Source organism: Algimonas porphyrae (assembly GCF_041429795.1).
GTDB lineage: Bacteria > Pseudomonadota > Alphaproteobacteria > Caulobacterales > Maricaulaceae > Litorimonas > Litorimonas porphyrae.
Map to the genome: position 1 here is coordinate 2236824 of NZ_CP163424.1, position 19440 is coordinate 2256263.

Annotated in this window: 23 protein-coding genes and 1 pseudogene; 9 read left to right on the forward strand and 15 right to left on the reverse strand. The window is 60.2% G+C overall.

All coding sequences use genetic code 11. The annotated features are described in order from the left end of the window. Positions 1-3: 3 nt before the first annotated feature. Complete coding sequence (locus AB6B39_RS10870) at positions 4-660, reverse strand: uroporphyrinogen-III synthase (RefSeq protein ID WP_284370473.1); 657 nt, start codon at positions 658-660, stop codon at positions 4-6. Then, positions 650-1585 (reverse strand): hydroxymethylbilane synthase, encoded by a 936-nt coding sequence (gene hemC / locus AB6B39_RS10875; RefSeq protein ID WP_284370471.1) that lies wholly within the window; start codon positions 1583-1585, stop codon positions 650-652. Before hemC ends, AB6B39_RS10870 begins: the two co-directional genes overlap by 11 nt. A 71-nt stretch (positions 1586-1656) precedes the next feature. On the opposite strand from hemC, the gene tsaD reads away from it, so the two are divergent. Genes tsaD through AB6B39_RS10890 form a run of 3 tightly spaced genes read left to right on the forward strand, consistent with a single transcriptional unit; the run spans position 1657 to position 3996 of the window. Next, a complete protein-coding gene (gene tsaD, locus AB6B39_RS10880) occupies positions 1657-2745 on the forward strand; it encodes a tRNA (adenosine(37)-N6)-threonylcarbamoyltransferase complex transferase subunit TsaD (RefSeq protein WP_348520160.1) in 1089 nt (362 codons plus the stop codon). After that, positions 2739-3740, forward strand: a complete 1002-nt coding sequence (locus AB6B39_RS10885; RefSeq protein ID WP_348520159.1) for an NAD(P)H-dependent glycerol-3-phosphate dehydrogenase — start codon at positions 2739-2741, stop codon at positions 3738-3740. The genes tsaD and AB6B39_RS10885 overlap by 7 nt, the downstream gene beginning before the upstream one ends. A gap of 13 nt (positions 3741-3753) precedes the next feature. Beyond that, on the forward strand, positions 3754-3996 hold the full coding sequence (locus tag AB6B39_RS10890; protein ID WP_284370465.1) for a hypothetical protein: 243 nt from the start codon (positions 3754-3756) through the stop codon (positions 3994-3996). A gap of 25 nt (positions 3997-4021) precedes the next feature. Here AB6B39_RS10890 and AB6B39_RS10895 read toward each other — a convergent pair whose 3' ends face one another. The 11 genes and pseudogenes from AB6B39_RS10895 to AB6B39_RS10945 all read right to left on the reverse strand — a co-directional run bounded on the left by AB6B39_RS10895 (position 4022) and on the right by AB6B39_RS10945 (position 11701). Then, the gene (locus AB6B39_RS10895; protein ID WP_284370463.1) at positions 4022-4648 is read right to left on the reverse strand and encodes a protein-L-isoaspartate(D-aspartate) O-methyltransferase; all 627 of its coding nucleotides are present in this window, start codon (positions 4646-4648) and stop codon (positions 4022-4024) included. Then, positions 4645-5400: a 5'/3'-nucleotidase SurE gene (gene surE, locus AB6B39_RS10900; protein WP_371398573.1), complete on the reverse strand. Its 756-nt coding sequence runs from the start codon at positions 5398-5400 to the stop codon at positions 4645-4647. Before surE ends, AB6B39_RS10895 begins: the two co-directional genes overlap by 4 nt. Positions 5401-5474: 74 nt before the next feature. Further along, complete coding sequence (gene pgsA / locus AB6B39_RS10905) at positions 5475-6101, reverse strand: CDP-diacylglycerol--glycerol-3-phosphate 3-phosphatidyltransferase (protein WP_284370460.1); 627 nt, start codon at positions 6099-6101, stop codon at positions 5475-5477. Beyond that, positions 6098-6766: a CDP-alcohol phosphatidyltransferase family protein gene (locus AB6B39_RS10910; RefSeq protein WP_284370458.1), complete on the reverse strand. Its 669-nt coding sequence runs from the start codon at positions 6764-6766 to the stop codon at positions 6098-6100. The genes pgsA and AB6B39_RS10910 overlap by 4 nt, the downstream gene beginning before the upstream one ends. 4 nt (positions 6767-6770) lie before the next feature. Next, entirely contained in the window at positions 6771-8645 is a 1875-nt protein-coding gene (gene uvrC, locus AB6B39_RS10915; RefSeq protein ID WP_284370456.1) for an excinuclease ABC subunit UvrC, read from the reverse strand. Between the two features lie 9 nt (positions 8646-8654). Next, a complete protein-coding gene (locus AB6B39_RS10920; protein ID WP_284370454.1) occupies positions 8655-9038 on the reverse strand; it encodes a DUF2237 family protein in 384 nt (127 codons plus the stop codon). Then, positions 9035-9466, reverse strand: coding sequence for a dihydroneopterin aldolase (gene folB / locus AB6B39_RS10925; protein WP_284370452.1), 432 nt, complete (start codon positions 9464-9466; stop codon positions 9035-9037). Before folB ends, AB6B39_RS10920 begins: the two co-directional genes overlap by 4 nt. Beyond that, a pseudogene (locus AB6B39_RS10930) lies at positions 9466-10182 on the reverse strand (SDR family oxidoreductase); the annotation flags it as partial. The pseudogene AB6B39_RS10930 and the gene folB, both read right to left, overlap by 1 nt. A 21-nt stretch (positions 10183-10203) precedes the next feature. Further along, positions 10204-10569: a 6-pyruvoyl trahydropterin synthase family protein gene (locus AB6B39_RS10935; RefSeq protein ID WP_284370448.1), complete on the reverse strand. Its 366-nt coding sequence runs from the start codon at positions 10567-10569 to the stop codon at positions 10204-10206. Positions 10570-10579: 10 nt separating this feature from the next. After that, the gene (locus tag AB6B39_RS10940; RefSeq protein WP_284370446.1) at positions 10580-11554 is read right to left on the reverse strand and encodes a calcium/sodium antiporter; all 975 of its coding nucleotides are present in this window, start codon (positions 11552-11554) and stop codon (positions 10580-10582) included. Between the two features lie 15 nt (positions 11555-11569). Continuing rightward, a complete protein-coding gene (locus AB6B39_RS10945; RefSeq protein ID WP_284370444.1) occupies positions 11570-11701 on the reverse strand; it encodes a hypothetical protein in 132 nt (43 codons plus the stop codon). Positions 11702-11971: 270 nt separating this feature from the next. Here AB6B39_RS10945 and lysM point away from each other — a divergent pair, with 270 nt between their 5' ends. Continuing rightward, positions 11972-12421: a peptidoglycan-binding protein LysM gene (gene lysM / locus AB6B39_RS10950; RefSeq protein WP_284370442.1), complete on the forward strand. Its 450-nt coding sequence runs from the start codon at positions 11972-11974 to the stop codon at positions 12419-12421. Positions 12422-12495: 74 nt separating this feature from the next. On the opposite strand, the gene AB6B39_RS10955 is transcribed toward lysM, so the two are convergent. Together AB6B39_RS10955 and AB6B39_RS10960 are read right to left on the reverse strand one after the other, a co-directional pair. After that, positions 12496-12978 (reverse strand): DUF6491 family protein, encoded by a 483-nt coding sequence (locus AB6B39_RS10955; RefSeq protein ID WP_284370440.1) that lies wholly within the window; start codon positions 12976-12978, stop codon positions 12496-12498. An 18-nt stretch (positions 12979-12996) separates the two neighbouring features. Further along, positions 12997-13320, reverse strand: coding sequence for an accessory factor UbiK family protein (locus tag AB6B39_RS10960; protein WP_284370438.1), 324 nt, complete (start codon positions 13318-13320; stop codon positions 12997-12999). A 37-nt stretch (positions 13321-13357) separates the two neighbouring features. Here AB6B39_RS10960 and lgt point away from each other — a divergent pair, with 37 nt between their 5' ends. The 5 genes from lgt (at position 13358) to AB6B39_RS10985 (ending at position 19422) form a co-directional block, all read left to right on the forward strand. Continuing rightward, positions 13358-14332: a prolipoprotein diacylglyceryl transferase gene (gene lgt / locus AB6B39_RS10965; protein WP_284370436.1), complete on the forward strand. Its 975-nt coding sequence runs from the start codon at positions 13358-13360 to the stop codon at positions 14330-14332. Beyond that, positions 14325-15428 carry a class I SAM-dependent methyltransferase gene (locus AB6B39_RS10970; protein WP_284370433.1) on the forward strand — a complete coding sequence of 368 codons (1104 nt, stop codon included), beginning with the start codon at positions 14325-14327 and terminating at the stop codon, positions 15426-15428. Before lgt ends, AB6B39_RS10970 begins: the two co-directional genes overlap by 8 nt. A 32-nt stretch (positions 15429-15460) precedes the next feature. Beyond that, positions 15461-16177: a peptidoglycan editing factor PgeF gene (gene pgeF / locus AB6B39_RS10975; RefSeq protein ID WP_371398574.1), complete on the forward strand. Its 717-nt coding sequence runs from the start codon at positions 15461-15463 to the stop codon at positions 16175-16177. A gap of 69 nt (positions 16178-16246) precedes the next feature. Then, positions 16247-17188: a ribose-phosphate pyrophosphokinase gene (locus AB6B39_RS10980; RefSeq protein ID WP_284370429.1), complete on the forward strand. Its 942-nt coding sequence runs from the start codon at positions 16247-16249 to the stop codon at positions 17186-17188. A 95-nt stretch (positions 17189-17283) separates the two neighbouring features. Continuing rightward, positions 17284-19422 (forward strand): alpha/beta fold hydrolase, encoded by a 2139-nt coding sequence (locus AB6B39_RS10985; RefSeq protein WP_284370427.1) that lies wholly within the window; start codon positions 17284-17286, stop codon positions 19420-19422. Positions 19423-19440 lie beyond the last annotated feature (18 nt).

The window sequence follows — 19440 nt, forward strand, 5'->3', positions numbered from 1 at the left end:
AACTTAAGGGTCAATGGCGCGGCTGCAAGCGATCAGCGCGGCCTCATCGGGTCGGTCGGCAATCTTTTTGGTCAGTCCGGTTAATCCGTCGGCAATGACGGAGCTGAGACAATAAGCTGTCATATGGCTTACCGGACGTGCGGGCAGAGCCCGAAATGTCTGTACGGCCATGGGCGAGTAGAAGGCGACCGCCTGTACTGAGGCGGGGTCGAGCGGCCAGTCCTCCACAGTCCGGGTGTCATAGACAACGATTCGCGACGCATTCAGGCCGCGCTTCTGCAGTCCGGCAACCAGTGCGCCGCGAACGACCCGCCCAGACAGGTGAACGATCGGCGCGGCCGTGTTCGGAATGGTTGCCAGCAAGTCGGTCCAATCGCCCTTGGCAGACACGACCTGCGTAAAACCGTAGCGCCGGGCCACCTCCGCCGTCGCGTCACCCACCGTATAGACAGGCCGATCATCCGGATTGACGCCGCAATGTCGCACCGCGTGAGCCGACGTGAACACCAGATGGGCGTCCAGCGCAATCTCGTGCGCATCTTGAACAGGGTGGGCGCTCAGCAAAGGCGCAATGACCGGATCGAATCCCGCCTCGGCCCAGGCGCGGGCACTGGCTGTGGCACCAGGCTGTGTGCGTGTGATCCAGACCCTAGATGTCAAACGTAATCCGTCCGCCAATGTCGCTCCGCAGAACCTCGCCGTGGACGAAGCCAAAATCATAGGCCTCGCCAACCGTCTCAATGGTCCGCGCATCCGCGCAACCAAAGCGCAACGCCCCATCGGTCGACAGGACTTCGCCGCGAAACTGCAGGGTGGACCCGTTCCACTCGGCCAGCGCCGCAATCGGTGTCCGACAGGAGCCGTCAAGCGCCCGCAGAAACGCCCGTTCCGCCGTAATCGAGAGCTCGGCCCTCTTGTCGTTCAATCCGGCGAGCATATCGCGCATACGCTGATCCTCGCGCCGGATTTCGATGCCGACCACGCCCTGCGCCGGGGCCGGCAACATGACATCCGTCGGCACGGCCTGCGTGATTCGGTCACTCGCACCGAGCCGGTCCAGGCCCGCCACAGCCAGGAAAGTCGCATCGCACACTCCCTCTTCCAGTTTGCGCAGTCGCGTCTGAACATTGCCGCGCAGCAGGCAGAAGCGGACATCCGGACGCCGCGCCGCCAGTTGCGCGCGACGCCGCAGACTGGCAGAACCGACCAGCGCGCCCTCGGGCAGAGCATCGATCGATGCGTGTTGGACCGATATGAAAGCGTCCCGCACATCCGCGCGTGGCAACAAGGCTGGAATGACAAGTCGTTCGTGCCCGACCGTAGGCACATCCTTCATCGAATGGACGGCCAGATCGATCCGACCATCCAGAAGCGCCTCTTCCAGTTCCCGCGTGAACAGGCCCTTGCCGCCAAAGTCCTTCAATTCACCCTCAATCGTATCGCCGGACGTTTTGAGGATCCGCAGCTGCCAGTCCGTCTCCGGATCGCGGTCACGCAACAGCCGTTGCACCCACTCTGCTTGATAGAGTGCGAGCGGACTGCCACGCGTGCCAATATGGCGGGTCGGTTGCCGGACTGGTTGCAAGGCGCGTGGCCCTCCCTTACGTGTGCGAGGTGTCTTTAGCCGTATCCCAGCCCACCTTACAATCGCCAGTTCTGCAAGACAGGGCTGCGCCTGTCCGCGTGCTCGGCATTGAAAGCAGCTGTGACGAAACGGCGGCTGCCGTGCTGTGCTCGGATGCCGGATTACTGTCGAATATCGTGGCCTCACAGGACGCAGCGCACGCACCTTATGGCGGCGTCGTTCCGGAAATCGCTGCGCGCGCCCATATGTCGAAAATCGACGCCATCATCGATCGGGCCGTGCAGGACTCCGGCCTCACCTATTCCGACCTCACCGGTATCGCGGCAACGTCCGGACCGGGATTGATCGGCGGGGTGATTACCGGCCTCATGGCGGCAAAGGGGCTGGCGCTCAGCCTGAACAAGCCCCTTATCGCCATCAATCACCTCGAAGGTCATGCTGTGTCTCCGCGACTGACGGAAGACTGCGCCTTTCCCTATCTGCTGTTGCTCGTGTCCGGCGGTCATTCCCAGCTCCTCTCTGTCAACGGACTGGGCGATTATACGCGCCTTGGCTCGACCATCGACGATGCGGCGGGCGAAGCCTTCGACAAGACGGCCAAGGTCATGGGGCTGGGTTTTCCAGGCGGACCGAATGTGGAGCGCTGGGCCGCCAAGGGCGACGACCATGCGGTCAAGCTCCCCCGCCCGTTGCTCGACCGTGACAGTTGCGACTTTTCCTTTGCCGGGCTCAAGACTGCAGTCGCGCGGGCTTACGTGGCATCGGACGGATCCGACACGGCCAAGGCCAATCTGGCGGCGTCTTTTCAGCGGGCCATCGCGGATTGTCTGAATGACCGGGTCGCCCGCGCAATGACACAGTTCGCAGAGGGGCGAGACGGCCCCTACCGCTTTGTGGTGGCCGGCGGCGTCGCGGCCAACGCGACCTTGCGAGACGGGCTCAAATCTGTTGCGGCTGAACGGGGTTTCGACGCGATCTTTCCGCCTCTCCGGTTTTGCGGCGACAATGCCGCGATGATTGCCCAGGCGGGTCTGGAACGGTTGCAGGCGGGCCACGTTGATCCTCTGAACGCACCCGCAAGGCCCCGCTGGCCGCTGGATGCGGAGGCGGCGAAACAGGCGCCTGCATCGGGTGCGGGCCGGAAAGGACCGAAATCGTGAGCTACCAGACCATCGGCGTAATCGGCGCAGGAGCATGGGGCACGGCCCTTGCGCAGACGTTATCCAGCAGCGGGCGCGACGTCACGATCTGGAGTTTCGAACCCGACTGTGCCGATGCGATCAACAAGCGGCACGTCAATGACTGCTATCTTGACGGTGTCCCACTCGACCCGCGATTGAAAGCGACCTCGGAACCAGCCGATCTCGCCGGATCCGACGCCATACTGTCCGTCGCCCCTGCACAGCACACACGCGCAACCCTGCAATCATTTGCGCCGCATATCGCGTCCGGAACGCCCGTCCTGCTCTGTTCCAAAGGCATCGAAATCAGCAGCCGAGCCTTCATGGCGGGCGTGCTGCGCGACGTGCTGCCGGACGCTGTGCCCGCCGTCCTGTCCGGGCCGTCCTTTGCTGCCGACGTCGCCCGCGGGCTGCCGACGGCCGTGACGCTGGCCTGTGAGGATGCCCGGGTCGGCGAACAGCTAGTGGAAGCCTGCGCCGCACCGACCTTCCGCCCCTATCTGACGGACGATGTGATCGGCGCAGAAATTGGCGGCGCTGTGAAGAATGTACTCGCCATCGTCTGCGGTATCGTGCTGGGCAAGGGCCTCGGCCGCTCGGCCCATGCCGCAATCATGGCGCGCGGGTTTGCAGAGATGACGCGTCTGGGCAAAGCGCTCGGCGCACGTCCGGAAACACTGACCGGATTATGCGGTCTGGGCGATCTGGTATTGACCTGCAGCAGCGAAATGAGCCGCAATATGAGCTGCGGTCTGGCACTAGGACGGGGGGAAAGTCTTAACCATATTCTCGAAAATCGCCTCGCTGTGACCGAAGGTGTTGCAACCGCACCGGCCCTCAAGACGTTGGCTTTGGACAATGATGTCGAAATGCCGATCAGTTTCGCTCTGGCTGACATTCTCAGCGGCGACCTGTCAGTTGATGATGCGATGATCCGCCTCATGTCGCGGGAGCACCGTTCCGAAACGGAGTAGAGGAGAGAACAAAATGGGCCAGCTCGCACTGATATTGCTGATCGCAGCGATTGCGGCGACACTGTTGTTCAATCTTCTCTTTGCCATCTTCCCGACCCTGACGGGCCGGATCGAACGGCGGATCGCAACCATGGTGAAGCCTCAGGACGGCCAGTCCGCGCTCACCCTACCGCGCCTCTTTCCGATCCAGACCAGTTTGAGCATCCTGCTCGTCCTGTTCATACTGTTCAATCTGGGCGTCATTATCGTCGCCTGAGCGTCTCGGCCCATAGTGTCAGGGCCTAGAGCGTCTTGGACTTTCCGGCTTCGATCATGGTCAGCGATAGCGGCATGATTTCGGTCTCAGTCACATGTTTGCGCGCCTTTTCATGCAAGGTCAGAACGCCATCCACCACGGCGACGAGCCGCCCGTTCGGGGCCAGTTGATCCATCACCTTGTCCGGAACGGCCCTGACGGCACAGCCTAGAACTATACGGTCGAACGGAGCCTGACCGGGCCAGCCATAACGACCGTCCCCGTGCCGGATCTCGACATTGCGCAACCCCATAGCCAGCAGCGTCGCTTCCGCCTCACCGACCAGCGACACATAGCGTTCCACCGCATAGACCCGGCGACAGATGCGCGACAGCATGCCGGACATCCATCCTGAGCCGCTCCCGATCTCCAGCACTTTCGACTGATCCGTCACGGCCAGAACCTGCATCATCAGAGCGGTCGTCATCGGCGCGCTAACCTGCTGCCCGCAAGCAATCGGCAACGCGATGTCGGCATAGGCTTGTTCGAACAGGTCCGGGGCGATGAAGGCCTTGCGGGGCACCTGTTCGACGGCCCGCAGCGTGTTGGCGTCACTGATCCCGCGCGACCGCAACCGCATGACCAGATCGACAAGCCGGGGGTCGAAGCTCACGACTCCTGAAGCCGCGCGAGCGTCGCCTCATGGGTAAGGTCCGTATGCAGGGGCGTAACGGAAATATAGCCGTCATAGATGGCACGCAAATCCGTCCCAGCATCAGGATTGGACTTCTTCGCGCCATAGGTCAGCCAGTAATAATCGCCGCCGCGCGGATGATCGCGCTTGTCGATATGGCTCATCTGAAAATCGCGATGTCCCTGGCGGGTGAACTGGACCCCGCGCACTGCGTCAGGGGCCACATCCGGGAAATTGACATTGAATATGACCCGCTTCGGCCAGCCCTGATCCAGCAACGTTCGGATGACATTGGCCCCATGCGCTTCCGCCGTTTCCCAAGGCAGCGAGGTCGCGCCCTGAAAGCCGCGTGCCAGGCTCAGCGCGATGGCCGGAACACCCATTTGCATACCCTGCAACGCGCCCGCAACCGTGCCCGAGAAGGTCACATCTTCAGCCAGATTCTGGCCACGATTGATCCCGCTCAGCACCAGATCGGGCGGATGATCATCCAACAGGTCTCGCATCGCGACGATCACGCTATCGGTCGGGGTTCCCGTGACCGAATAGACCCGGTCGTCAAGATGTCTGAGGCGGACCGGATTGTGCAGCGAGACTCCGCGCGACGCGGCGGATTGTTCGGTGTCGGGCGCACAGACCCAGACATCGTCCGAAAGCTCCGCCGCGATCCGTCGCAGCACTTGCAGCCCCGTCGCCCGGACGCCGTCATCATTGGTCAGAAGGATTTGCATGGGCCGGACCTATTCGGAAATGTGAGCCAGTGAAAGCGCCGTGAGGGGCAGCCTGCTGGACGTGGCGACCCTGGTCAGTCCCGAATCGCATCCCGCAGATAGAGACTGCCCGTGTAAGCCGATAGAATGGCCGCCAGCCACAACAGGACAAGCCCGATCTGACGGGAAACAATGGATATGTCGGGAATGACGCTATCGATCGGTAGATAGGCTTTGGACAGGATCCAGAGCAGCAGCGCGGCAATGGCCAGCAGTTCGAAAGCTGTCTTCCATTTCGCGAGCTTCGTCGGCGACATGACCCGGCCGGTCAGAGCGGCATGCTCGCGGGCGCCGGATACAAGAATATCCCGCCCGATGATGGTCAGAGCCGGGATCAGGAAGATCCAGTGTCCGCGCGTTGCGATCATGAAGGCGATCAGACAGCCCGCGACCAGCAGCTTGTCCGCAATCGGGTCGATCATGCGGCCAAACCCCGTCACCACGTTCCATCGGCGCGCCAGAAAGCCGTCCAGCCAGTCTGTAAAAGCTGCGATGATGAAGAGTGGACCAAGAACGAAGAGCCGCCCGAACGGGCTGCCCCAGCCAAACTCCAAAGAGAGAATGCCGATAATGAACACCGGGATCAGCAGGATACGCGACACGGTCAGCGCATTGGGAAGCCAGAACAGGGAATGGCGTGCAGAGACGTCGAGATCCGTCACGGGTCCGAGACCTCCTCATCACGTATATGGGTCAGGATCTTATAGCCGGACAGAAGCGAAGCGATCATGGCGAGCCAGAGAAAGCCCTGCCCAATGATCCAGATCGCAGGCGAAACGGTATCGTAGACGGCCATGGCGTTGTCAGACCCGGCGCGAAGGCGGTCCAGCATCTGGGTCAGCCAGGGCGCGCCGACGAGCAGAACGGTTCCCAGCATGGACAGACCCGCCTTCAGATTGGACAGAATGTTATCCGGCCAGCCATAGCGCGACAGTTCATACCCCTTGAACAGACCGACCACGACCTCCCGCAAGATGAGAATGATGACGGGAACCGCAAATGCCCAGTGAAAGAGGCCGTTTTGCCAGAGCACGATCGAGAGCGCGGTAAGAACGCCGACGATCAGAACCGTATCGGCGACATCATCCAGATAGCCGAGGCGGCGTACAGCGCTGCGGGCAGCGCCACCGAAGTAGTCATCGAAAATATCGCTGAGCGCGGCGATGATAAACAGGAAGCTTGCCAGAATGGCAACCTGCGGATCCGGCCATTGCCAGATGATCAGCGCCATGACGAGGGGCGTGACCGCAAATCGTACCAGCGTCAGCGCGTCTGCGAACGCGCCGCCAGCCTCGTTCGGCGATGTTGCCGCGTCGTTGTCTGTCACATCATTATCCAAGGAAGTAGTCATGAATTTGCTGCGCCAGCTTTTGGCTGATGCCCTCCACACGAGATAGATCGTCCAAGGCCGCGTTCTTGACGGCTTTGGCTGACCCGAAATGCGCCAATAATGCGCGTTTCCGCCCCGGACCGACTCCGGGAATACCATCAAGTGGGTTCGCTTTCATATCTTTTTTCCGGCGCGCCCGATGCGTGCCGATAGCGAATCGGTGCGCTTCGTCGCGTAATCGCTGCAAATAGTAGAGGGCAGGACTGCGCGGTGGCAGGGTGAACGGGTCGCGATCATTCATATAGAAGGTCTCGCGTCCGGCATTGCGGTCAGGTCCCTTGGCGATGGCAACCAGCGTGATCCGCCCCAGCACGCCCAGTTCGTCCAGCACGCCCGTCACGGCAGAGAGCTGCCCCTTCCCGCCGTCGATCAGCAGGAGATCCGGCCATTCCAGCGTGTCGTCTTTGACCAGTCGCGAAAAGCGGCGGGACAGCACTTCGCGCATCATGCCGAAATCATCATTCGTGACGTCCGCTGCCTTTATATTGAACGTGCGATAGTCGCGTTTACGAAATCCGTCCGGCCCGGCGACGATGAAGGCTCCGATGGCGTTGCTGCCTTGATTATGACTATTGTCATAGACTTCGATGCGATGGGGCAGATCCTCCATGCCGAACAAGTCGCGCACATCTTCGAGCAGTTTGGCTTGGTTCTTCGTCTCGGCCATGCGGCGCCCGAGCGCTTCCTGCGCATTGCGCCGCGCCGTATCCAGCAACGCTTTCTTTTCGCCCCTCTGCGGACGCGTGATCTGGATGACCCGGTCCGCCCGTTCGGACAGGGCGCGTTGGATCAGATCATGGCTCGGCAGATCGTGCGAGACGAAGATATTCTTTGGAATCGGCTTGTCCGTATAGAACTGCGCCATAAAGGCATCGAGCACTTCTGCCGGACCCTGATCCTTTTCGTGGCGCGGGAAATGGGCGCTATTGCCCCAATTCTGTCCCGCCCGGAAGAAGAACACCTGCACGCAGGACTGACCGCCATCCGTGTGCACTGCAATGACGTCGCCGTCACTGAAGGTGCGCGGATTGATCTTCCCGAGCGAGCCTGTGCTGATCCGGGCTAACGCATGTAGCCGGTCACGCAGTTCCGCCGCCTTTTCGAATTGCATCGCCTTTGATGCGGTCTGCATGTCGCCTTGTAAGCGCTCACGCAGGGCTTCGGATCGGCCTTTGAGAAAATCTTCGGCGTCCGTGACCAGCTTGTCATAATCGTCCAGCGTGATCACACCGGTACACGGCGCAGAGCAGCGCTTGATCTGATATTGCAGACAGGGCCGCGTCCTGGATTCGTAGATATTGTCGGAGCAATTGCGCAGCCGAAAGGCCCGCTGCAGCGTGTCCAGCGTCCGATTGACGGCATGCGCGCTGGCAAAGGGACCGTAATAGTCGCCCTTGATGCGCTTGGCGCCACGATGTTTTACCACCTGCGCCGCCGGATGATCCTTCCGCACGAGGATATAGGGAAAACTTTTATCGTCGCGGAGCAGGATATTGTAGCGCGGCTTCAGCTTCTTGATCAGCTGTGCTTCGAGTAGCAGGGCCTCGACCTCGCTCACCGTGACCACGAATTCCATATTTGTCGTCGCCCGGATCATGCGGCGGAGCCGCGTCGGATGACGGTCATATTTCGTGTAGGCCGTGACGCGTTTCTTCAGGTCCTTGGCCTTGCCGACATAGAGCACCGTCCCATGCTCATCCGTCATCCGGTAGACGCCCGGCTTGTTCGGCAGGCGCTTCACATATTGCTTGATCCTGTCAGGTCCCGTCTTGGCGGACCGTCGCTCCGGCTTGGCATTTGATTCGGGTGGCTTCACAGGTGGAAGCTAGGAGTCCAGCGGCTCCACTGCAAATGCCCGCAGTGTAGAAAGTTCAAGCCTTTCCAGCGCGATCTCATGGGTCGCCTCCAGCACGATCTGCGGCGCGCAGTCGGCCTTGTAAGCCTCGCGCCAGCGTTCCAGACATAAACACCAGCGATCCCCAGCCTTCAGTCCAAGGAAGCGGAACTCGGGTCGGGGCGTCGACAGATCATTCCCCTGTCCTTTTGAAAAGGCCAGAAACTCATCGGTCATGACGGCACAGACAATATGTCGTCCCCGGTCCGACGGGCCCGTCTCGCAACACCCATCCCGGAAATAGCCTGTCATCGGATCGAGCGAACAGGCCTGCAGCGCTGTGCCGAGCACATTGCGGGAACGCGACCGCCTCACCGGCTTTTCACGACTTCCACGCCTGCCGCATCGGCTTTCAGTAACGCCTGCGGCTTGGCGATCGACACGGCAACGCGATTGACGCGCGGATCAGCCGACAGCGCCCAGTCCGCGATCCGTTCGGCCAAGGTTTCGACCAGTTGCACATGGGCCTGCAGGGCAATGGCTTCGGCCCGGTCTGCAACCAGCCCGTAATCCAGCGTCTCATGCAGCCGGTCTTCTTCGGGCAGCGCCATGTCGCCCATATCGAGTTCAATATCGATAATGACGGGCTGCGTCTGTTCATGTTCGTGCGGATGCACACCGATGCTGGCCTGAATCTGTAATCCGCGGACGAAGATGCGCGTGGAGGTTTTTCCCTTCGCATATCTTGCGGACAATCCAACACCTTGGCGCGACAGACGGCGGAACATGGGGCGTTTTCCCATCACGGTGCCTCATAGTTCAGATGCTGACCGCCATCGACGGCGATCATCTGCCCAGTGACGGAGCGAGCGTTGAGAAGATATTTCACCGCACCGACAATCTCTTCAGGCGGGGACCCATTGCCGAGCAGCGTGGAGCGGGCCTCATCATCGAATGCGTTGACTGACTGGGTGTGGTTGCGCAGCGTCGGACCTGGTCCGATCCCATTGACTCGGACATCGGGCGCAAAGGCCTGTGCCATTGTCCGTGTCGCCCAGAGCAGCCCCGCCTTGGCAACGCCGTAAGTGAAGAAGTCCGGACGTGGGCTCAGCATGCGCTGATCGATCATATTGATGATCGCGCCCTGACCCGGCGCCTGCGCTGCAAAGTCGCGCGACAGATGCAGGGCAGCGCGCAGATTGACATCGATATGGTGATCGAACGTGCCGTTGGTGAAGGCATCGGCTGTATCCGGATCGAAGGTCGAGGCATTGTTGATGAGTGCGTAGAGCGGAGCGCCAAGCGACTGTCTGGCAGCTTCGATCAGACCCGCAACATCGGCGGGCACACGCAGATTGGCTTTGACAGCAACGCCGCCAATCTCGGCGGCCAGCGCTTCGGCGGGGGCGACGGATGTGCGGTAATGGACACAGACCGTCCAGCCGTCTGCCGCAAGTCCACGCGCAATACGTGCGCCGAGCCGGGCCGCGCCGCCTGTGATCAGAACCGTTTTCACTGTCCAATGCTCATGCTGCGTCGCTCATGGGGCGACGATCCGGGCGCGCTCGCCGCAACTGGGTCGGCCGACTTCGACGCAATGCAAGCCGGGCAGCTTCGGGCCAAGCCGTTCGAATATCCAGGCGGCGATCTGTTCCAGCGCGGGTTGCTCCAGCCCCTCAACATCGTTCAGCAAGGCGTGATCCAGAGGCGAAACGACATCCTTTACGATCTGCTCGATCTTCCACAGATCACGGACCCAGCCCTTTTCGTCCTGCGCATTGCCGCGAACGGTCACGGTGCCGCGAAAGCTATGCCCATGGACACGCTTGAACAGATCATTCGCGTCGTCGTGAACGAAATAATGCGCGGCTTCGAACTGAAAGTCTTTCTCGATCTCAAAGAGCATGGCCGTGCCCTTACATGACCCCGCGCAGGATCGCGAGCATGTAGAGAATATAGGCGACCACGAAGATCAAACCGGTCTTGCGTCCGATCGGACGTCGCGACATCACGAAGATCAGCAACGCGAACGTCGCCGCCAGCATGACCCAGAAGTCGAAGGCGAACAGGCCGGGTTCGACCAGAACCGGACCCGTCATCGCCGCAGCCCCCATCACGGCAAACAGATTGAAGACGTTAGACCCCAACACATTGCCGAGCGCCACTTCGGAATGACCGCGCAGCGAAGCCACGATTACCGTTGTGATTTCCGGAAGAGAAGTGCCGATCGCCACGATTGTCAGGCCAATGATGGTTTCCGAAATGCCGAGCCCGCCCGCCAGAATGACCGCATTATTGACGATCATTTCGCCGCCGAGGAACAGGCCGATCAGGCCGGCAACGACATAGACGCAGTCGAGCCAGACCGATTTGGGCAGACCACCACGGCCTTCCTCGATCTCGGCCATTTCTTCGAGGATTGTCTCGTCGACACCGGCCCGGGCCAGTACGAACATCCAGCTGAGATAGATGACGATCCCGGCAAACAGGATCGCGCCCTGCCAGAATATAAGCGGATTGCCGATGAAAGCGAGGATGACGAAGATCAGCGTCGCGACCACGCAGACGGTTGTGTTGCGGGCGACACCGCTCATATTGGTCGGGATCGCCATGATGAGCGCCGGCAGACCGAGCGCCAACAGAATGTTGGCGATATTGGACCCGACGACATTGCCCGCCGCCATCTGCCCGACACCATCGAGCACCGCATTCACGCTGACCACCAATTCAGGCGCGGATGTCCCGAAGGCGACGATCGTCAGACCGACGATCAGAGCCGGAACGCCCCAGTGACGGGCAAGCGCAGCCGCGCCGCGCACAAGCACGTCACCGGCCACCACGAGGATGACCAGACCCAGAATGAGCAGCAGAATGGGAAGCAGCAGCGCCACGGCGCGTCAGACCTCTTAGTCGATCCGCTTCTTATCGATCAGGTTCAGGACCGCGAAGACGGTGAAGATCATGCCGAAAGCCAGCAGGGCCGGATCCATGTAGAAAAGTCCGAAAATGCTGACGCCGGCTTGGATAAGATAGGCCATTGGGTTCGATCCCTTGGAAGATTCGGTCGGCTATATGCCTAGCCGCTAGTGAACGCGGCCTTAGCGAACCCCCTGCCCTTCGCCAACACTTATGTGCGTCAATGGCTGAATTGAGGGATCATCGGCAGCTCGTGGCTGAATTGAGGGATCATCGGCAGGATGACGGTCAGCGGTCTGCGATTTGACGGAAACATCCTTATTTCACGGAAACATCCTTGGCGGCACGCGTTGCAATGCTTATCAACACCTAAAACCATCAAGGAGACCTTCATGTTCGGCATGATCCCATTCGTCAAAGCGGCCGGTCGCGGCCTCGGCAAGATTTTCGGCGGCGACGACGCGAAAGATAAACTCAAGAAGGAAGTCGAGAGCTATGATCTCGATACGGACGGGGTTGATATCCATGTCGATGATGACGGTGTCGTCACCGTCAAGGGCGAAGCCGTCAGCCAGGAAATGAAGGAAAAGATCATTCTGGCCGTGGGCAATGTCGAAGGTGTCGGCGGCGTCAAGGACGAAGCGTCGACCCGCATGGTTGGACGCGCCTCACGCTTCCACACGGTTGAATCCGGCGATACACTGTCTGCAATTTCAAAGACCTATTACGGCACATGGAAGCTGTACCCCGAGATTTTCGAAGCCAACAAGCCGATGCTCTCAGACCCCGACAAGATCTATCCCGGTCAGGTCCTGCGCATCCCGGACATCAAGACGGCCTAAACGCCGCGTTCACCCAAAAATAAAGCCCGCTTCGATCACTCGGAGCGGGCTTTTATCATGTCTGTAGAGCGGTATCAGCCGTCGCCCTCTATATCAGACACATCGTCCGTCGCGTCTTCGTCCATTGTTTTTTCGTCCATGGCATCCCCATCCCAGCGATAGATGCGGTCGATGAGACATCGGTTGAAACCGGGCGTATCGCCTGCCGAAGGGCCGAAAGCGCTGGTAAAGACACGAATCGAATCCTGCCGTCGCAGACAGCTCCCTGATCCATTCACGGCCAGACTTTGCGCGCGTTCCAGATCCGGACAGGACCGCGTTACGACCAGATATTCGTCACTCACGCCGCGGCGCAGTACAACGGAGTAACGGCTCTCTTCCTTGAAGCTGTCGATACCCCGCGTGAAGCATATGCGGTCCACCTCCTCGCCCGTGCGCGGATCATCCCTGAGTTGGGCGAGTGTCTCGGACCGCGTCGGGCGGTCGGTCGTGGCACAGGCTGCAAGCCACGTGAGCATTAGACCGGAGAGAGCGATAAGCGCGAATGAGTTTTGCATAGATACCTCCTGATGGAGCTACCCCTTATCAGATTTCGTCGCTTTTGTCGTCTTGCGGGCTGTATTTGCCTTGGTTCCCGCGGTCGCCTTGGCTTGCGTCGCCGGCTTGCGGCGCGGGGCTGGCTGAGTGGCCTTGAGCGTCTCGATTTCCGCCAAGGCGGCGTCCAGACGCAGTTTCAGCACATCGAATTCGTCCCGTGTGACCAGATCCATATCGGCGATGAATTTCTCGGCCTGAGAGCGACTCATTGCCTTGATTTCGTCGCCGACGCCTTTTGCGGCACCGACGGCATTGGCGACCAGATTGGAAATATCGGCGAGGGGCTTGTTACGCGATTGCATGGGGGTCTCCTTGTTCGTCCCTCCCTATTTAGGAAGGATGACAGCACCTTGCCAGTTGCGGCTTTCAACCGTCTGGCGGCTGGGCTACAGGCGGCGCATGGTATGGCAGGCGACCCTCATCAATGCGATCATCTTTCCGAGCTGGCTGGATAGCACGGCCTTCAGCATCGGCCCGATCAGTATCGAATGGTATGGCATCGCCTATGTTGTCGGCTTGGTTCTCGCCTATCTTTATGCGGCGCGCGTAGCAGAAACGACCCGCTACTGGGTTCCTTCAGGCCCGACACGCGGACCGCAGATCGTTCCGACGCGCGACGATCTCGGCGACCTGATGTTCTATGCCTTCATTGGCATACTGGCCGGCGGACGGCTCGGCTATGTGCTTTTCTACGATACGGATATGCTGTGGACCGACCCGCTGCAGATCATTCTGGGTATTCGCGGCGGTGGCATGAGTTTTCATGGCGGATTCCTCGGCGTCTGTGCGGCAGTGGGCTATGCGGCCTGGCGCAAGAACACATCCTATATGCGGTTTGCCGACCTGGCCTGGGTCGGCGCGCCGATCGGGCTGGGGCTGGTCCGCGTAACCAATTTCGTCAATCAGGAGCTTTATGGCCATCCGACGGATATGCCGTGGGGTGTGATCTTTCCGAATGCGCCCGATAGCCTGCCACGTCATCCCAGCCAGCTTTATGAAGCCTTCCTGGAAGGTCTGATCCTGTGGCTGATCCTGCGGTTCATGACCAAACGCGGCGCGCTTTCCAAACCCGGGCTGATTACGGGCGCCGGCGTTGCCGGTTACGGTGTTTTTCGCTTCATGGTCGAATTCGTCCGCACACCCGATCCCATCCCGCAATTTGGCATGCTGACGCGTGGCATGGCTTATAGTCTGCCCATGGTCATTGTGGGGCTGATCGTGATCCTCTGGGCGAGCCGTCGTCAGGCGGTGTCGCCGCACTATGTCGCCAAATCGGAACCGGCGAGCGAAGAGGCCACGGCGGACAATGGCTGATCGGCAAGGGGCGACGCCTCTGTCTGCCCGTATCAAGGCCCAGATCGCGGATACAGGCCCGATCAACGTCGCTGAATATATGACGCTGTGCCTGCTCGACCCTGTCGATGGCTATTATCCAACGCGCGATCCGCTTGGCAGTGATGGCGACTTCATCACGGCGCCGGAGATCAGTCAGATGTTCGGTGAATGTCTCGGTCTCTGGATAGTGCAGAGCTGGCAGGATCTGGGCCGTCCAAAACGGTTCAACCTTGTCGAACTGGGACCCGGACGCGGCGTGATGATGTCCGACATGCTCAAGGCTGTCGCGCTGGAGCCCGCCTGCCGCAAGGCCGTACAGGTCACGCTTGTCGAAGCATCCGCTGCCTTGCAGGCGGTGCAGGCACGAAGTCTCGCCGATCGCGGCGTGACCGTCAGCTGGACGGATCGGCTCGAAGCCGTCGACGACGCGCCCTGCCTCATTATCGGCAATGAATTTCTAGACTGCCTGCCAATCCGGCAATTTGTCTATACACAGCAGAACTGGAGCGAACGACGCATTGGCGTTCAGGATGGCCAGTTGCGGTTCGAAACGGACGGACAGAGCGCCCCTGAGAGCGTCACGAACAGCTTTCCCGGCACCCATCCCACCGCTGTCGATGGCGATCTCCTTGAAATCTGTCCGGCGTCCGCGCAGATTGTGGATCATTTGGCCGCGCGGTTCACTGAAACGCCGGGTCGGGCGCTATTTATCGATTACGGCCCGGAAACGACCGAGTATGGCGATACGTTGCAGGCTCTGAAACGACATGAAAAGGTCGGCGTTTTCAGTGCGCCCGGCGATACGGATTTGACCGCGCGCGTCGACTTTTCGGGATTGAAGGCTTTGGCGGACGCAGCAGACCTTCAAGCCCATGGCCCCGTCACCCAGCGCGCATTGCTATCCCGGCTGGGTATCGAGCTGCGCGCTGTCGCCCTGCTGCGCGGCCATGAAGACGCCCGCCCGAAATTGCTGCGCCAGCTGCATCGGCTGACCGATGATGAGGAGATGGGATCCCTGTTCAAGGCGGTCTGCCTGAGCGCCCCCGGACTGCCAGACCCGCTGGGTTTCACATGAGCCCGCCTGTTGTCACGCATCCATCCTTGCCAATGCCACATGGATTTTTCGGCCGCAAAGGCGGTGTCTCAACAGGCGTCTATAACAGCTTGAATTGCGGCTTGGGGTCCGACGATGCGCCGTCCGCCGTGCAGCAGAACCGCGATAATGTCCGCAAAGCGCTCGGCGCGGATCACCTCGTCAGCCTGCGACAGGTCCATTCGCCCGACGTCATCATCATCGACACCGCCCCGGCGGAACGCCCCGAAGCGGACGGGGTCGTGACACGGACGCCAGGACTGGCTCTCTCCGCCCTTTCAGCAGATTGCGGTCCCGTGCTGTTCTGTGACTTGGACGCGGGCGTGATCGCGGCCTGTCATGCGGGCTGGCGCGGGGCGCTGTCCGGCATCGTTGAAAGCACTGTTGCCGCCATGTGCGAAGTCGGTGCGTCTCCCACTTCGATCAACGCCGTGCTGGGCCCCTGTATCGGGCCAGGCCATTACGAAGTCGGCGCAGACTTTCGCGACACATTCCATGCGGTCAGCGAACTGTATGACCGCTTCTTCGAGGACGGTCCGTCAGGCCGCCCCCATTTCGATTTGCCGGGGTTCATTCTGTCCCGCCTGCATGATTGCGGGGTCGCAAGCGCAGCCTGGACGGGCCAGTGCACCTATGCCGACGCGAGCCGTTATTTCTCCTACCGGCGGAATACGCATCAAGGCATTGATGGCTATGGCCGCAACATATCCGCAATAATGCTTCCAGACTGAATTGCGCGCGCGCCTTCGGAGCGCTAGAGGCCACGCAGCGTCGAGGGATCACGCGCGAGGGATCACACCATGAAACTGATTAGCGGTACTGCTAACATGTCGCTGGCCGGCGGCATTGCCGATGTTCTGGATGTCCCCCTGACGGATATCGATATTGAACGCTTTCGCGATCAGGAGATTTTCGCGCGGATCAACGAAAATGTCCGCGGCGAGGACATTTTCCTGATTCAGCCTACGTCCGCCCCGGCCAATGACCACCTGATGGAGCTGCTGATCCTGATCGACGCGCTGGTGCGCGCGTCCGCGCAGCGTATCACCGCGGTCGTCCCCTATTTCGGATACGCCCGTCAGGACCGCAAGACGGGCGGTCGCACCCCGATTTCCGCCAAGCTGGTCGCCAATCTGATTAGCAAGGCCGGAGCCGACCGCGTTCTGACGGTCGACCTGCATGCCGGGCAGATCCAGGGCTTTTTCGACATTCCGACCGACAATCTGTTCGGACAGCCTGTCTTCGTCGACGACATCAAGGACCAGTATAGCGTCAAGGAACGGGACGGATTGCTGTTCGTGTCACCGGATACTGGCGGCGTCGTCCGGACGCGGTCCATTGCCAAGAAATTCGATGCCGATATCGCCATTGTCGACAAGCGCCGTCCCAAGGCAGGTGAATCCGAAGTGATGAACATTATCGGCGAGATTGAAGGCCGCGACTGCATCCTTTATGACGACATCATTGATAGCGGCGGCACCATCGTCAACGCCGCCTCCGCCCTGATGGATCAGGGGGCCAAGTCCGTTTCGGCCTATATCACCCACGGTGTGCTGTCCGGCCCGGCGGTGGAGCGGATCACGGGGTCCGTGCTGAAAGAGGTCGTGATTCTCGACACGATCGGCCAGCCGCAGGCGGTGAAGGACTGCAAGAAGATCCGCGAGTTGTCATCAGCACGCCTGCTCGGCGAAGCGATCCGGCGCATCGCCAATGATGAGAGCGTATCAAAGCTGTTCGGGTAACGTCGGCTCTGTTCAGGCACGCGTTTGATACCCGCAAGCCTGAAACGGCATATGCGAAGTCGGAACCCTGTGCCGAATATGAGAAAGATGATAAGATGGGCTTTTTCAACCGATTGATCGCCAAGAGCGTCCTGGCCCTCGCGTTTGGCCTGCCGACAGTTGCACTGGCACAGGATGCGGACCGCATCGAAACCTTGGTCACGGTTGACGCTGACATCACACAGATTACGCCGTTCACGCTTAACGACCCGATGAGCGACGTAACCAGCGTCGTTTGTCCCTTCAAAGATAGGGTGGATTACGAACCGGGTCGCGTGAAGTGCGGCTTCATCACTGTTCCCGAAAACCGTGAAGTCCCGGACAGCCGCATGATCCGGATCGCCTTTGCTCAGATTCTCGCCGAAGGGCGTCTGGAAGATGCGGATGATGAAGATGGGTCGGCCGATAATGAAGACGAGATCGTCGTGCGTGAAGACCCGGTCGCATATCTGACAGGCGGTCCCGGCGTTGGTATTTCCGTTTATGTCGAGCGCTTCCTCGACCATGAGATGACAGAGACGCGCGATCTCTACATCCTCAATCAGCGCGGCATTGGCGCGTCAGAGGAGCTCTGCCCATTTTACAGCCAGACCCGGCGAGAGCTGGTTCTGTCGACCACGACGGAAGAAAGCGAACGTGAAGATGCCCAGCGCATGCTGGATTGTTTCGAAGCCGCGACAGCGCGCGGCATCGACCTGCGCGGTTATAATACGGTCGAGAATGCCCGGGATGTCCGCGCTCTGCGTCGCGCCCTCGGACTTGAGACATGGAATGTCTGGGGTATCAGCTATGGAAGCCACCTGGGTCAAATGCTGGTCAATGTTGACCCGGAAGGCATTCGCGCCCTCGTCCTTGATGCCATTGTACCGAATGATCTCGGTGATCTGATGCGGCTGCACCGCTGGATCGACCGCGATTTCGGTCTGATATTCGAGGAATGCGAACGTCAACAAGCGCGAACCTGCAACGATCTGGAAACACGCATGTCGGCCGTTTTCGACAGGCTGATGGACACGCCATTAGCGATCCCGGCGATGGACGAGGAAGTATTCCCGTCCGGCAGCATGGTTCTTCCTGCCGCAATCGTCGCGTTCGCGCCGTTCCAGATGATGTATGAGCAGGACGAACATCCGGCCATCCCAGCCGTCATGACAGCCCTGATCGACATACTCGAAACCCAGGACCCGGAGGTCATGAAAGGGCTTGCCGGAGCCGGACAGGATGGCTTGCCCGACTATTCCGAAGCCATGGGCGCAGCCATTCGCTGCCTTGATGGTTACACAGCGGCGCAAGCCGATATAGCCGCCGAGGATTTAGCCGAAAATCCGCGCTTCGCGGGCGGCGTGTTTACAGTCGAGGGTAGCCTTGCCGCCGCCAATGCCTGTATCGATGCGGGTCTCGCCCCCCGAGACCGGTCTGACTACCAGCTCATTCAAACATCTATACCGACGCTGATTGTCAATGGCGAGTGGGATCCAATCACGCCGCCTCCCCTCGCCGAACGCATCGCCCCCGGTTTCACCAATGGTCGCCTCATCATTGTGCCTTACGCCGGACATGGACCGACACGGTCCATGTCCGAATGCGGGACTCAGGTCATGACTGATTTCTTTGACAATCCAGTTCAAGACCTTTCCGCGCTCGACGCCAGTTGCCTTGAAAAGGGTCCGGAACCGCCTAAATTCGTCACTTATCTGCAGTCCCGCGCCACATTGAAGCTCGCCGGTATGGCAATTGAGGACGAGAAGTCTCTGATTGCGCCAGCCATTTATGCCGGGACACTGATATTCACACTGCTGGCCGCCCTGATCGCGATTGCTTTCGGCGTTATCGCCCGTCGCTTTGCCGGAACCAGCACATATTTGCCTAACCCTGGCCCCGCCCGGACACGGGTCCTTGGCTTTTCGAGCGCGTTTTCGTCCTTGCTAGGCGTTAGCCTGATTGGCGCGGGCGCCGCAGCAGCTATGGAGATATCCGAGATCAGCTTGCTTGCTGGCTTTGCACCGCCAGCCAAGCTTGGATCTATCTTCGCAATGCTCGGCGGTTTGCTTGGCTTTGTCACGATCGCTGTTGCGTTGACAACTAAGTCCCAGCGTCCGCTCCGGTGGCGCACGCTGATTGGCCTCCCGCTGACAGGTCTCGCGGCCATTCTGTCGGCCATATTGCTGATAAGATGGGATTTAGCACCCTGGTAGCCTCAAAGCGTCTGCCCC